This is a genomic window from Thioclava sp. IC9 (assembly GCF_002213225.1).
In the GTDB taxonomy this organism is placed as follows: Bacteria; Pseudomonadota; Alphaproteobacteria; order Rhodobacterales; family Rhodobacteraceae; genus Thioclava; species Thioclava nitratireducens.
Genome location: NZ_NBNX01000003.1, coordinates 242,111 through 254,706, shown reverse-complemented (window position 1 = coordinate 254,706; position 12,596 = coordinate 242,111). Strand labels below are relative to the sequence as shown.

The 12,596-nt window shown below is 64.5% G+C and carries 10 protein-coding genes; 6 read left to right on the top strand and 4 right to left on the bottom strand.

Annotated elements, in window-relative coordinates; all coding sequences use genetic code 11:
• Positions 1-63: 63 nt before the first annotated feature.
• From murJ to B6V76_RS09705, 3 genes are read right to left on the bottom strand one after another with little or no spacing between them, the layout of a single operon-like run.
• A complete protein-coding gene (murJ, locus tag B6V76_RS09715) occupies positions 64-1,617 on the bottom strand; it encodes a murein biosynthesis integral membrane protein MurJ (protein WP_088719628.1) in 1,554 nt (517 codons plus the stop codon).
• Position 1,618: 1 nt separating this feature from the next.
• Complete coding sequence (locus B6V76_RS09710; protein WP_088719629.1) at positions 1,619-4,381, bottom strand: [protein-PII] uridylyltransferase; 2,763 nt, start codon at positions 4,379-4,381, stop codon at positions 1,619-1,621.
• Between the two features lie 58 nt (positions 4,382-4,439).
• Entirely contained in the window at positions 4,440-5,615 is a 1,176-nt protein-coding gene (locus B6V76_RS09705) for a penicillin-binding protein activator (protein ID WP_088727315.1), read from the bottom strand.
• A 188-nt stretch (positions 5,616-5,803) separates the two neighbouring features.
• Here B6V76_RS09705 and rsmI point away from each other — a divergent pair, with 188 nt between their 5' ends.
• The 4 genes from rsmI (at position 5,804) to B6V76_RS09685 (ending at position 8,941) form a co-directional block, all read left to right on the top strand.
• Positions 5,804-6,655, top strand: coding sequence for a 16S rRNA (cytidine(1402)-2'-O)-methyltransferase (gene rsmI / locus B6V76_RS09700; protein WP_075774331.1), 852 nt, complete (start codon positions 5,804-5,806; stop codon positions 6,653-6,655).
• On the top strand, positions 6,652-7,017 hold the full coding sequence (locus B6V76_RS09695) for a YraN family protein (protein ID WP_075774103.1): 366 nt from the start codon (positions 6,652-6,654) through the stop codon (positions 7,015-7,017). The genes rsmI and B6V76_RS09695 overlap by 4 nt, the downstream gene beginning before the upstream one ends.
• Before the next feature lie 72 nt (positions 7,018-7,089).
• Positions 7,090-8,031, top strand: coding sequence for a glutathione synthase (gene gshB, locus B6V76_RS09690; protein WP_075774104.1), 942 nt, complete (start codon positions 7,090-7,092; stop codon positions 8,029-8,031).
• Between the two features lies 1 nt (position 8,032).
• On the top strand, positions 8,033-8,941 hold the full coding sequence (locus B6V76_RS09685; RefSeq protein WP_088719631.1) for an alpha/beta fold hydrolase: 909 nt from the start codon (positions 8,033-8,035) through the stop codon (positions 8,939-8,941).
• Here the strand turns inward: B6V76_RS09685 and B6V76_RS09680 are convergent.
• The gene (locus B6V76_RS09680; protein ID WP_088727314.1) at positions 8,922-10,433 is read right to left on the bottom strand and encodes a YifB family Mg chelatase-like AAA ATPase; all 1,512 of its coding nucleotides are present in this window, start codon (positions 10,431-10,433) and stop codon (positions 8,922-8,924) included. The genes B6V76_RS09685 and B6V76_RS09680 overlap by 20 nt on opposite strands.
• Positions 10,434-10,900: 467 nt before the next feature.
• Between B6V76_RS09680 and B6V76_RS09675 the strand changes: the two genes are divergently transcribed.
• Positions 10,901-11,779 carry an RNA polymerase factor sigma-32 gene (locus B6V76_RS09675; protein WP_075774107.1) on the top strand — a complete coding sequence of 293 codons (879 nt, stop codon included), beginning with the start codon at positions 10,901-10,903 and terminating at the stop codon, positions 11,777-11,779.
• Positions 11,776-12,588, top strand: a complete 813-nt coding sequence (locus tag B6V76_RS09670; RefSeq protein WP_088727313.1) for a ChaN family lipoprotein — start codon at positions 11,776-11,778, stop codon at positions 12,586-12,588. The genes B6V76_RS09675 and B6V76_RS09670 overlap by 4 nt, the downstream gene beginning before the upstream one ends.
• Positions 12,589-12,596 lie beyond the last annotated feature (8 nt).

Sequence of the window (12,596 nt, the reverse complement as noted above, 5' to 3'; positions counted from 1 at the left end):
ATGAGAGATAAAGCGCCCAGCGAGAGACGGATTAAAGTGCCACCCAAGGGTCGGGCGCGGCCCTTACGCCCCGCCCGGACCGCGCCGCATCGCACCTTTCAGATCGGCCATATGCATCGCACCGATCGCGATGGCCGTGCCGAAATAGACGACCATCCCGAACAGCACGAGCCCCAGTAGCGCCAGCGCACGTAGGCCCGGCACGGTGAATGCGCCGGGCACCGCCCAGGTCACCGCCCAGATCGCAGCGCCCATCACCAGCGCCGCGATCACGATGCGGGGCAGGCGGCGGTAGAAACGGTGATCGAAGCTCGCGGCTTCCCCCATCGGGCGTGCGCCGAGCCAAAGCTGCGCGACCATCGCCCACGCGGCGAGCGTCGTTCCGACAGCCGCCGCAAGGTAGCCGATCACGAAGGACAGCCCGATCGCCAGCACCGCATTCACCACCATCGCGACGAGCGCGTAGTTGAACGGCGTGCGCGTGTTCTCGCGGGCGAAATACAAGGGCTGCAGAACCTTTTGCAGCACAAAGGCGGGCAGGCCGAGGCCGTAGATCGCGGTGGCCCAGGCCGTGGCAATGGTGTCCTCGTGGGTGAACTGGCCGCGCTCGAACAGGACCGAGACGATGGGCTGGGCTGCCACCAGCAGCGCTACGGCGGGGCCGACGGTGAAGAGGAGCGCGAACTCTCCCGCACGCGAAAAGGAATAGCGGCTGCCGGCCGTGTCGCCGCCGCGCAAGCGACGAGACAGGTCGGGCAGCAGAACCACGCCGATCGCGATGCCCACGACGCCCAGCGGCAACTGATAGAGCCGATCGGCATAGTTCAGCCACGCGATCGCGCCGTCGAAATGCGAGGCGACCTGACGGCCCACCAGCAGGTTCACCTGCACCACGCCGCCCGCGAGCATCGCTGGGATCGCGATCCGAACGAGGCGTTTCATGTCGGGAGAGAGGCGCGGGCGTTTCGGCACGATCTTGTAGCCTGCCCGCCATGCCGCGGCCCAGACCAGCGCCAGTTGCGCCACGCCCGCGACGGGCACGGCCCAGGCCAGCGCATCGCCCACCGGCCAGCCGGCCTGATCGGCCATCAGCATCGCGATGACGAAGGTGACGTTCAGCAGCACGGGTGCCGCGGCGGCAGCGGCGAAGTGACCGGCGGCGTTCAGCACGCCCGACAGAAGCGCGCTGAGCGAGATGAAGAGGATGTAGGGGAAGGCGATCCGGCCATAGCTCGTGGCGATGGCGAACCGCTCATCGCCCGCGAAGCCCGAGGCCATCGCCAGCACCAGCCACGGCATTGCCGCCGAAGCCACCAGTGTCAGCACGATCAGCACCGAGGCCAAGCCGCCCATTGCCTCGCGCGCGAAGCCCTGCGCGTCCTCGCCGCCCTCCAGCTTCTTCGAGAAGATCGGGATGAAGGCGGTGTTGAACGCGCCTTCCGCGAAGAAACGGCGAAACAGGTTCGGTAGCGAGAAGGCCACGAGGAAGGCCTCCGCCACCGGGCCTGCACCGAGATAGGCCGCGATCATCATGTCGCGCGCAAAGCCGAGGATGCGGCTCGCCATGGTCCAGCCGCCCACCGTGAGGAAGCCGCGCACCAGCCGGATTGGTTTCATATTAGTTGCCCGCCCGTTTCGCGCCCGAGGCAATCGCGTCCATCAGCTTCTTCTCGAGAGCTTCCTGGCGCGATTTGGAATGGAGTTTCAGGCCGAACATGTCTTTCACGTAGAAGCTGTCCACGACCTGCGCGCCATAGGTGGCGATCACCGCCGAGGAGATCGAGATATTGTTCGATGCCAGCGCCCGGGTCAGGTCGTAGAGAAGGCCGGGCCGGTCGCGGGTATCGACTTCGATGATCGTGTAGATATCCGATCCCTCGTTGTCGATGGTGATATGGGTCGGGAACTTGAACTCGCGCTCACGCTTCTTGAGCTTGTCGCGATCCTTGAGCGCCTCGCGGGCGACGACCTCGCCTTTCAGCGTCTTCTCGATCATCCCGCGCAGGCGGGTCAGTTTCGAGGCCTCGTAGGGATGGCCCTCGGCATCCTGAACCCAGAAGACGGCGGTCGCGTAGCCGTCCTTCGAGGTATAGGTGCGCGCATCGACCACGTTCGCGCCGACCAGCGCCAGCGCGCCGGAGAGCCGGGAGAAAATGCCGGGGTGATCGGCGAGAGCGAAGCTGACGCGGGTCGCGTCGTGATCGTCATCGGGATGCAGGTCGATACGGATCTCGTTATCGCCCAGATCGCGCAGCAGCCGCGCGAAGATCTCGTGATTGACCGTGGCGAGCGCCTGCCAGTAGGGCGGGTAATGGCGGGCGAGCTCGGCGCGGATGCGGGTCTTGTCCCAGTCGTCCTGCGCCTCCAGCACTTCGCGCAGGGCACGTTTGGCCTCGTCGGTACGCTGCTCGCGATTGACCGCTTCCAGCCCGTGCTCCAACGCCATCGCGGTCTCGGAATGCAGCTTGCGCAGCAGCGTCGCTTTCCAGTTGTTCCACACGTTCGGGCCGACGCCGCGAATGTCACAGACCGTCAGCACCGTCAGCAGGTCGAGTCGCTTGCGCGACTTCACGCGCTTGGCGAAATCGCGGATCGTGCGCGGGTCCGACAGGTCGCGTTTCTGCGCCACGTCGGACATCAGAAGGTGATGGCGCACCAGCCATTCGACGGTGTCGCATTCCTCTGGGTTCAACCCCAGCCGCGGCGCTACCTTGCGGGCGATCTTCGCGCCGAGGATCGAGTGATCTTCGGGGCGTCCCTTGCCGATGTCATGCACCAGCAGCGCGACATAGAGAACCTTGCGATTGATGCCTTCTTCGAGAATATGCGACGAGAGCGGCAGATCCTCCACCAGCTCCTTGCGCTCGATCTGTGCCAGCGTCGAGACGACCTGTATCGTGTGCTCATCCACGGTGTAGCTGTGATACATGTTGAACTGCATCATCGCGACAATCGGCTCGAATTCGGGGATGAAGGCGGCCAGCACGCCCAGCTCGTTCATCCGGCGCAGCGCGCGTTCCGGGTTGCCGTGCTTCAGGAGCAGATCGAGGAAGATACGCTGCGCCTCGCGATTGGTGCGCACCTTGTCGTCGATCAGGTCGAGATTGGCCGAGACGAGCCGCATCGCGTCAGGGTGGATCAGCATCCCCGAGCGCAGCCCCTCTTCGAAGAGGCGCAGCAGGTTGACCGGATCGGAGAGGAAGGCCTTCTCGTCGGCCACGTTGATGCGTCCGTTCTCTTCGCAATAGGGGGCCTTCAGCTTGCGTCGCCGGCGGAAAATCCGCGTCAGCATCGGCGCGCTTTTGACGTGCTGCGCTTCGAGCTTGGTCAGGAAGATCCGGGTCACGTCGCCCACGGCGGTCGCGTGGCGGAAGTAATCCTGCATGAAGACCTCTACCGCGCGGCGGCCCGCCAGATCGCGATAGCCCATGCGCTCGGCCACCTCGACCTGCATGTCGAAGGTCAGCTGATCCGAAGCGCGGCCGGAGATCAGATGCAGGTGACAACGCACCGCCCAGAGGTAATTCTCGGCCTCGTGGAAGGTCTCGTATTCCTCGGGCGAAAATGCCCCGATCTCCATCAATTCGCGGGCGCGGCCCACATGATGGATGTATTTGCCGATCCAGTAGAGGGTCTGCAGGTCGCGCAGGCCCCCCTTGCCCTCTTTCACGTTCGGTTCGAGCACGTAGCGCTGCCCGCCCTGCCGGCGGTGGCGTTGCGAGCGTTCCTCAAGCTTGGCCTCGATGAACTCGGCCTCGGTCCCCTCGAAAAGGTCGTGGTGAAGGCGCAGCGACAGCGCCTCGGCCAGCTTATCGTCGCCGCCGACGCAGCGATGCTCCAGAAGTGCGGTGCGGATCGTGATGTCCTCGCGCCCGAGCCGGATGCAATCGTCGAGCGTCCGAGACGAATGACCGACCTTCAGCTTCAGATCCCAGAGCATGTAGAGCATCGACTCGATGACGCTCTCGGCCCAGGGGGTGACCTTGTAAGGGGTGAGGAAAAGCAGATCGACATCGGAATGCGGCGCCATCTCGGCGCGGCCATAGCCGCCCACGGCGAGCACCGCGAAACGCTCTGCCTCGGTGCGGATGCCGCTTGGATGCAGACGCGTCGTCGCGATGCGCAGCACCGACCGGACGATCCCGTCCGTCATCTGGGCATAGGCTTCGACCGTGTCGCGCGCCGCGCGCGGGTGCCTCTCGAAATCAGCCTCGATCGCAGCGGTGGCGGCGCGGCGCTCCTCGGTGAGGAAGTTCACCGTCGCGGTCCGGATGTCCTTGGGATCGCTTGCACCGGAGGTTGCGGCGTCAAGCGCGTCGAACAGACGCTGCTGATCCAGAAGGAGGGGCGCCCCGGTCGATGCCGGGGCGGTGTCTGTCATGCTGGTCACTGCGCGATCTCGTCCCTTTGCGGGCCCTTTCCTGTAGCGGCGCTCCGGATCAGAAGCCGAAACCGCCGAAGTTGCGCGGCGCCGGATCGATCACGACCGCCTGCCCGTTGCGGACCTGAGCTACGGCGAGTGCGCGCTCGTTGGTGCCGTCGGGCAGGAGCCGGAAGACGCCGTTGACGCCCACGAAGCCCGAACGCTGGGTCAGGCCCTGCTTGGTCAGCGCGTTCGGATTGCCCGATTTCACCAGCGCGCCGATCGCCGCGACCCCGTCATAGGCGAGGCCCGCGATCGGGTGGGGCGCTTGCCCGTAAGCGGCGGTGTAGCGCGACACGAACTGCTGTTGCAGCGCCGGGTCGGGCTCGGCGAACCATCCACCTTGGGTGCCCGGAAGCGACAGGGTCGCCGGCGGGATATCCCAACGGGTCAGGCCGATATATTGCGTGGTCTGCGGGGTCACTCCCTGCTCGCCCATCAGCTGCGTGAGCAGCGGGAGCGCGCCTGCGGTATCGGCGGTCAGGAACAGCGCATCGACGTCGCCGGACTTCACGCGGCTTGCGATCTGCGGCGTCGCATCGACCACGCCCTGCTGCGAGAACGGGTAGGAGGCCACGCCCGCGAGCGAAGCGCCCGACCGTGCGATCGCCGTCTGGATCGCCTGCGCGCCGATTTCGCCTGCCGTGGTCTGTTCATGCACGACCATGATCCGCTGCTTGCCCTGACGCGCGGCGAAGCTCACGAGGCGGTTGGCGGTGTTCTGGAAGGTCGGGCCGAGCACGAAGACATTGCCGCCCGCGACGTTGGTATTGTTCGAAAACGCAAGCACGTTGATGTTGCGCGAGGCCACCGCGAGCCCCGCCGCATTCGCCGATTGCGCATAGACGGGGCCGAGGATGACCTTCGCGCCCTCGTCGGCAGCCTTGGTCGCCATCGCGGCCGCCTGCTGCGGATTGCCCGCGGTGTTGTAGACCTGCAGGTCAATGCGGGTGCCCTTCAGGTCCTGGATCGCGAGATTGGCCGCATTCTGCAGAGCCCGTGCGAGAGTCTCATCGCCTGCATTTCCCGACCCCGACGGGACGAGAAGCGCGACCTTGATCGGTGCGCTGCTGTCGATCTTCTGGCCGGAATTGCCCATCGGCCCCGGCTGACAGGCCGCGAGCCAGACCAGAGCAAGGAGGGCTGCGATTCGCGCAGCGAGGGCGCGGGGGTTACGAATGAGATTAAACATGATACGTCCTTTTGGGCGTTGGCGTCCGGTCCGGGCACTGAAGCAAAGCCTGCGAACCGCGATCGGATGACGCGATCGAGACTACGCACAAGCAGGCGTGAAGTAAACGATCCACACAAGTGATGAGGCGGGCGATGGGCGAGGGTGTTGTATCTGATGCAAACGCGCAAAATGGCGGAACCAAGGGGGTGCCTGCGCCGTTAAGCCCGGGGCTTCATTTCATCGCCACGCCGATCGGAGCGGCCCGCGACATCACGCTGCGCGCCCTAGATATGTTGCGCGCCGCCGATGTTCTGGCGGCCGAGGATACCCGCAGCCTGCGGCACCTGATGGAGATTCACGGAGTACCGCTCAACGGGCGCCAGGTGCTCGCCTATCATGACCATAACGGTGCCGCGATGCGGCCGAAAATCCTTGCCGCGCTCGAGGCCGGGAAGTCGGTGGTTTATGCCTCCGAAGCGGGCACGCCGCTGGTCGCCGACCCCGGCTATCAGCTCGGCCGCGCGGTGATCGAGGCCGGGCTGCCGCTCTACAGCGCGCCGGGCCCCTCGGCGGTGCTGACGGCGCTGACGCTCTCGGGCCTGCCGACGGATCGCTTCCTCTTCGCCGGGTTCGCGCCGAACAGTAAAGGCGCGCGGCGGAATTGGCTCGCCGAGTTCAAGGAAATTCCCGCGACACTGGTTTTTTATGAAAGCCCCAAACGCATTAGGGAAATGTTAGCTGACGCGGCCCATAGTCTGGGAAAGGAGAGACAAGCGGCGCTGTGCCGGGAACTGACGAAGCGGTTCGAAGAGGTGCGCCGGGGCACGCTGGAAGAGCTTGCGGCAGGCGTGGCTGATGCGCCGATCAAGGGAGAGATCGTGGTGGTGGTCGACAGGCCGCACGCGGTCGAAGTCGATGATGCGGAACTGGAGCGCCGGTTGAGCGCCGCGCTCGAGCGGGAGTCGCTTCGCGATGCGGTCGATGCCGTCGTGGGCGCGACCGGTTTGCCGCGACGCAAGGTCTATCAGGCCGCTCTGGCTATGGAGAAGAAGAAATGAGTGGATCGCTGTCGTATCATTCGGGTCTCGCCGCCGAAGAACAGGTGATGCTGCATTACGAGAGAGAAGGCCGCGCGGTGTCGGAACATCGCTGGCGCGGCAAATATGGCGGCGAGATCGATTTGATCGCGCGCGAGGGCGACACCTTGATCTTCATCGAAGTGAAGAAATCGCGCAGCCATGCCCGTGCTGCCGAACGTCTTTCGCAACGTCAGATGCGCCGAATCTGCGTTTCGGTCGAAGAATACCTGATGCGCCATCCGGCTCCGGCCAACTGCAATCGCAAGGTTCGGTTCGATCTCGCGCTGGTCAACGAGATCGGGGAGATCAAGGTTCTGGAGAACGCCTATTTCGGAATGTGACCGGCCGATGGGTTGAGGTTGCATCCGGGCGCGCCACATTGCATCAAGATTGCACTGAAACAGGGGGCGCGGATGGGTTTGAAAGTTGCGATCCAGATGGATCCGATCGAAGCGGTCAATATCGAGGCTGACAGCACGTTTCGGATCGCCGAAGAGGCGCAGGCTCGTGGGCATGAGCTGTTCTATTACACGCCGGGCCGTCTGATTTATCGCGAGGGTCGCGTTTATGCACGTGGTTGGCCGCTCACGGTGCGCCGCGAGAAGGGCAATCACTTCTCGTTGGGCGAAGAGGCCGAGATCGATCTGGGGGATTGGGACGTCGTCTGGCTACGGCAGGATCCACCCTTTGACATGGGTTACATCACCACGACGCATCTGCTGGATCGGATTCATCCCGAGACGCTTGTGGTGAACGATCCTTTCTGGGTTCGCAATTCGCCCGAGAAGCTACTCGTTCTCGACTTCCCCGACCTGACGCCGCCGACATTGATTGCGCGCGACCTCGAGGCCATCCGGGCCTTCAAGGCCGAGCATGGCGATATCATCCTCAAGCCGCTTTATGGCAACGGGGGGGCGGGGGTGTTTCGGCTCGATCCGAACGACCGCAACCTGTCGTCGCTGCATGAGCTTTTCATCGGCATCAACAACGAGCCGTTGATCGCGCAGAAATTCCTGCCCGCGGTGTCGAAGGGCGACAAGCGGATCATTCTTGTCGATGGCGAGCCCGTGGGCGCGATCAATCGGGTGCCTGCGGAAGGTGAGACGCGGTCGAACATGCATGTCGGCGGCCGGCCCGAAAAGGTCGAGCTGACCGCGCGCGATCGAGAAATCTGTGCGCGGATCGGTCCGCATCTGCGCGAGAAGGGTCAGATTTTCGTCGGAATCGATGTGATCGGCGATTGGCTGACCGAAATCAACGTGACTTCGCCCACCGGGATTCAGGAGCTCGAACGGTTCGACGGCGTGAATATCACCGCCCGGATCTGGGAGGCGATCGAAGCGAAACGGAGCTGATATGTCGATCCGTCTGGTTTTACTCAATCTCTGGCTGCGCGCTTTCGCAAAACCGATGGTGCGCAGGTTCCACGGCCCTGCGCAAATGCGGCGCGGGACCGAGAGATTGGCCAGTTGGATCGTGCGCGAGCCCACGGAGATATGTCGTCTGCAAATCAGGCTGGCCGGGCGTGATGCGCTGTCGTTGCGCGCGGGACAATGCGCGGCCGGGCGCGTCATTCTCTATCTTCACGGCGGCGGTTACGTCACCGGCTCCCCTTGGATGTATCGCGGTCTCACCGGGCGCTTGGCGAAGCTGAGCGGCCTCGAGGTGATCGTGCCGGATTACCGCCTCGCGCCCGAAGCGCCGGTGGGCGCCGCGCTCGAGGATGCGACGGCGGCTTTCGACGCGCTTGTTGAAACCGGGTATGACCCTAGCGCGATCGTGCTCGCAGGCGACAGCGCGGGGGGCGGCTTGGCGTTGGCGCTTCTCAGCGCTCTATGCCAGCGCGGCACGCCGCCTGCCGGGGTGATCGCTTTGTCCCCCTGGACGGATTTGACCTGTTCGGGCGAGAGCCTCCGCCTCAACGCTTCTAAAGATGCAATGCTGCCGGTCGAGCGTCTTGGCGACACCTGCGAAATGGTTCTGCGCGGCCATGACCCGACCGATCCGCGCTTCTCGCCGCTTTTCGCGGAATTTCCCGATCCGCCACCGGTGCTGATCCAGCATTCGATGGCCGAGATCCTGTGTGACGACTCGCTGCGCATGGCCGAAAGGCTGCGCGATTTCGGCACGGATGTCACCGTGCAGAGCTGGCCCGACACGCCGCATGTCTGGCATTTCTTCGACGGTCGGATTCCCGAGGCGCGCGAGGCTTTGGAAGACGCGGCCGCCGCGGCGCGCAAGATGCTCAACCTGCCACAGCGCTGAGGCGATAGCTCAACGCCTCCGCGATATGTGACTTGCGCACCTTATCGGCGTGATCGAGATCGGCGATCGTGCGTGCGACCCGCAAGACGCGGTGGTAGCCGCGCGCCGAGAGCCCGACCCGTTCCGCCATCCGCGCCAGAAGATCGCGTCCCTCGGTATCCGGCGTTGCGATATCTTCGAGCAACCGTCCTTCGACTTCGGCGTTGACGCGGATTTCCGGGTGATCCGCGAAGCGTTGGGCCTGCCGCTCGCGTGCGTCAGCGACGCGCGCCGCCACTTCTGTGGAGCTGTCGCCGGTGGCGGGCAGGTCGAGATCGGCATAGCGCACCGGGGGCACCTCGATGCGCAGATCGAACCGATCCATCAGCGGTCCTGAAATTCGGCCCAGATAGTCGTCACCACAGCCGGGCGCGCGGGGGCATGCGCGTTCGGCATCGCCGAGATAGCCGCATTTGCAGGGGTTCGCGGCGGCGATCAACAGGAAGCGGCAGGGGTAGCGCGTATGTGCGTTGGCGCGCGAGACGACGACTTCTCCGGTTTCGATCGGTTGGCGGAGAGTCTCCAGCACGGCGCGGGGGAATTCGGGGAACTCGTCCATGAACAGGACGCCGTTATGGGCGAGGCTGACCTCGCCGGGGCGTGCGCCGCGCCCGCCTCCGATCATCGCCGCCATCGACGCGGTGTGGTGCGGTTCGCGGAAGGGGCGGGTGCGCGAGATGCCGCCCTCGGCCAGCAGGCCCGAAAGCGACTGGATCATCGAGGTTTCCAGCATCTCCTCGGGGCGCATCTCGGGGAGGATAGAGGCCAGCCGCGCGGCCAGCATGGATTTGCCCGAGCCGGGCGTGCCGATCATCATCAGGTGATGGCGTCCGGCAGCGGCGATTTCCAGCGCGCGTTTCGCCCGCTCCTGACCCTTCACGTCACGCAGGTCGCGCGGATGCGCGGTCGCTTCGATCAGACCCGGTCGCGCAGGCTCCAGCGGCAGGCGACCGCTGAGATGGTCGATTGCGCCGCCGAGCGTCTCCGGTGCCGTTACATCGGTCGCGCCGACCCAGGCGGCCTCTGCGCCGGAGCCTTTCGGGCAGATCAGCCCCTTGTCCGCTGCGGCAGCCGCCATCGCCGCGGGTAGGGCGCCCGCGACCGGCAGCAGTCGTCCGTCGAGCGATAGTTCCCCCACCGCGACCAGTGCCTCGATCCGGTCGCGGGGCACCACGCCAATGGCGCCCAGCAGCGACAGGGCGATGGGCAGGTCGAAATGCGAGCCCTCTTTCGGCAGGTCCGCGGGCGAAAGGTTCACGGTGATCTTCTGCATCGGCAGTGCGATCCCCAGCGCGCCGAGCGCCGCGCGCACCCGCTCGCGCGCCTCGGAGACCGCCTTGTCGGGCAGACCCACGACCGCGAAGCCGGGCATGCCTTCGGAGAGCGCGCATTGCACCTCCACGAGGCGGGCTTCCACCCCCTCGAACGCCACCGTGTAGCTCTGGCTGACCATCGGTTCTCCCACGCCTCCTCGTCGATGGGTAGCGCGATCATGGTTTAGGATTGGTTAACGGTCGCCGAGGCCGAGAGGCGGCACCCGAACCTCGACTCAGGGGCGAAAGGCGCCTGGGGGAAAGCTGCCGAAATCTCCACGAGAACCTGCATTTTCTGCATATCCGCACAGCGCTCGCTTCAATTTCGCGCACAAGATCAACGCGTTGCGTTACAGTTTCTCAAGTGTCCGTGAGCAGGCTTATGATATGTCGTGCTCAAGAAGGAGTGATGGTCCTTCCGTAGGGGTATGAATTTCTTTCATTTTTCGCTTGAAAACGTCGTCAAGTGCGCCACGCGCACAAAGTTTCAAGCAAAATTCAACATTTCCGTGAGGAACTAATTCATGTCATTCGCATTGGGTGGGCAAAGCAGCCACCCAATTCAAGGTTGCGCCGGTTTGGGCTGGACACCCCAGGGAGATTGTAAATGGCACTTGATGGTATGACCGATGAAACCCTGCCACGCCAAGCGATGCGGGCAGAGTTCCTGGACGCTGACACCGAAGCAGAACTGGCGCGCGCGTGGCGCGATCATCGGGATGAGCAGGCCCTCCATCGTCTTGTGACCGCTTACATGCGCCTAGCGATTTCGATGGCGTCGAAGTTCCGCCGCTACGGCGCCCCGATGAACGATCTCATTCAGGAAGCGTCACTTGGTCTGATGAAGGCCGCCGACAAGTTCGATCCGGAACGCGGCGTGCGCTTCTCGACCTATGCCGTGTGGTGGATCAAGGCCTCGATCCAGGAATTCGTAATGCGGAACTGGTCGATGGTGCGCACCGGGTCCACCTCGTCGCAAAAAGCGCTGTTCTTCAACATGCGCCGCGTTCAGGCTCAGTTGACCCGCGAGGCTCAGCAAGAGGGCGAGCAGCTCGACGCGATGCAGCTGCGGCAGCGCGTGGCCGAGGTGATCGGCGTGCCGCTTGCCGACGTCGAGATGATGGAGGGCCGCCTGTCCGGCTCCGACTTCTCGCTCAACGCGACGCAGTCCAGCGAAGACGAAGGCCGCGAATGGGTCGACACACTGGAAGACGATGGCGCGAGCCCGGAGGAAACCGTGGCCGACACCCATGACGGCCAGACGATGAAAGTCTGGTTGGGCGAGGCGATGGAGCGACTGACCGACCGCGAAGCCTACATCGTCCGCGAGCGTCGCTTGATCGACGAGCCGCGCACTTTGGAAAGCCTCGGTGAAGAATTGGGTCTTTCGAAAGAGCGCATTCGTCAGCTCGAAGCGCAGGCCTTCGGCAAGATGCGCAAATCGCTTGAAACACATCAGGGCGAGGTGCAAAGCTTCTTCATATGAGGAAGTTTCTCGCCGCGATCTGCCTGCTGTCGCTGACAGGTTCCGCTCAAGCTGCGGAAATATCGCCCGACCAGCTTGATACGCTGTCGGGCGATATTGTCGTTCTGGGCGAGATTCACGACAACCCCACCCATCACCTCAATCAGGCGCGGGCGATCAAGGCGCTGAAGCCCGCCGCTGTGGTGTTCGAGCAGTTGACGCCCGAGCAGGCCGCGAAGATCACGCCGGCGCTTTTGAAGGACGAGGGGGCGCTGGAAAAGGCGCTGGATTGGAATAACTCGGGCTGGCCCGATTTCGCGATCTACTATCCGATTTTCGAGGCTTTGGGCGATGCGAAAGTCTATGGCGCCGCGCAGCCGCGCGAGACAGTGCGCGCCGCGATGACCAAGCCGCTACCGGAGGTGTTCGGCAAGGGCGCTGCGCGTTACGGGCTCGATCAACCCTATCCCGACGCGTTGCAAGCCAAGCTGGAAGCTCAGTCGCAGGAAGATCATTGTAACGCGCTTCCGGTCGATCTGCTCCCCGGCATGGTCGCCGCGCAACGCTTCCGCGACGCCGCCTTCGCCCGGGTCGCTCTGAAGGCGCTGAAGGAAACCGGCGGCCCGGTCGCGGTGGTCACCGGCTCGGGCCATGCCAGAACCGACCTCGCGGTCCCCGCGCTTCTGCGCAAGGCGGACCCGGAGGCGAAGGTCGTGGCGATCGGCCAGATCGAGGCCGAACCGGGTGCCGATCCCGGCCCACAGCCCTATGACGACTGGATCGTGACGCCCCCGACCGAGCGCGCCGATCCCTGCGCCGCTTTCAAGTGATCCTTGCA

Bases quoted from the DNA above. Each gene is read 5' to 3' on its own strand.
- murJ (WP_088719628.1), bottom strand. From the start codon at position 1,617: ATGAAACCAATCCGGCTGGTGCGCGGCTTCCTCACGGTGGGCGGCTGG.
- B6V76_RS09710 (WP_088719629.1), bottom strand. From the start codon at position 4,381: ATGACAGACACCGCCCCGGCATCGACCGGGGCGCCCCTCCTTCTGGAT.
- B6V76_RS09705 (WP_088727315.1), bottom strand. From the start codon at position 5,615: ATGTTTAATCTCATTCGTAACCCCCGCGCCCTCGCTGCGCGAATCGCA.
- B6V76_RS09695 (WP_075774103.1), top strand. From the start codon at position 6,652: ATGAGTGGATCGCTGTCGTATCATTCGGGTCTCGCCGCCGAAGAACAG.
- gshB (WP_075774104.1), top strand. From the start codon at position 7,090: ATGGGTTTGAAAGTTGCGATCCAGATGGATCCGATCGAAGCGGTCAAT.
- B6V76_RS09685 (WP_088719631.1), top strand. From the start codon at position 8,033: ATGTCGATCCGTCTGGTTTTACTCAATCTCTGGCTGCGCGCTTTCGCA.
- B6V76_RS09680 (WP_088727314.1), bottom strand. From the start codon at position 10,433: ATGGTCAGCCAGAGCTACACGGTGGCGTTCGAGGGGGTGGAAGCCCGC.
- B6V76_RS09675 (WP_075774107.1), top strand. From the start codon at position 10,901: ATGGCACTTGATGGTATGACCGATGAAACCCTGCCACGCCAAGCGATG.
- B6V76_RS09670 (WP_088727313.1), top strand. From the start codon at position 11,776: ATGAGGAAGTTTCTCGCCGCGATCTGCCTGCTGTCGCTGACAGGTTCC.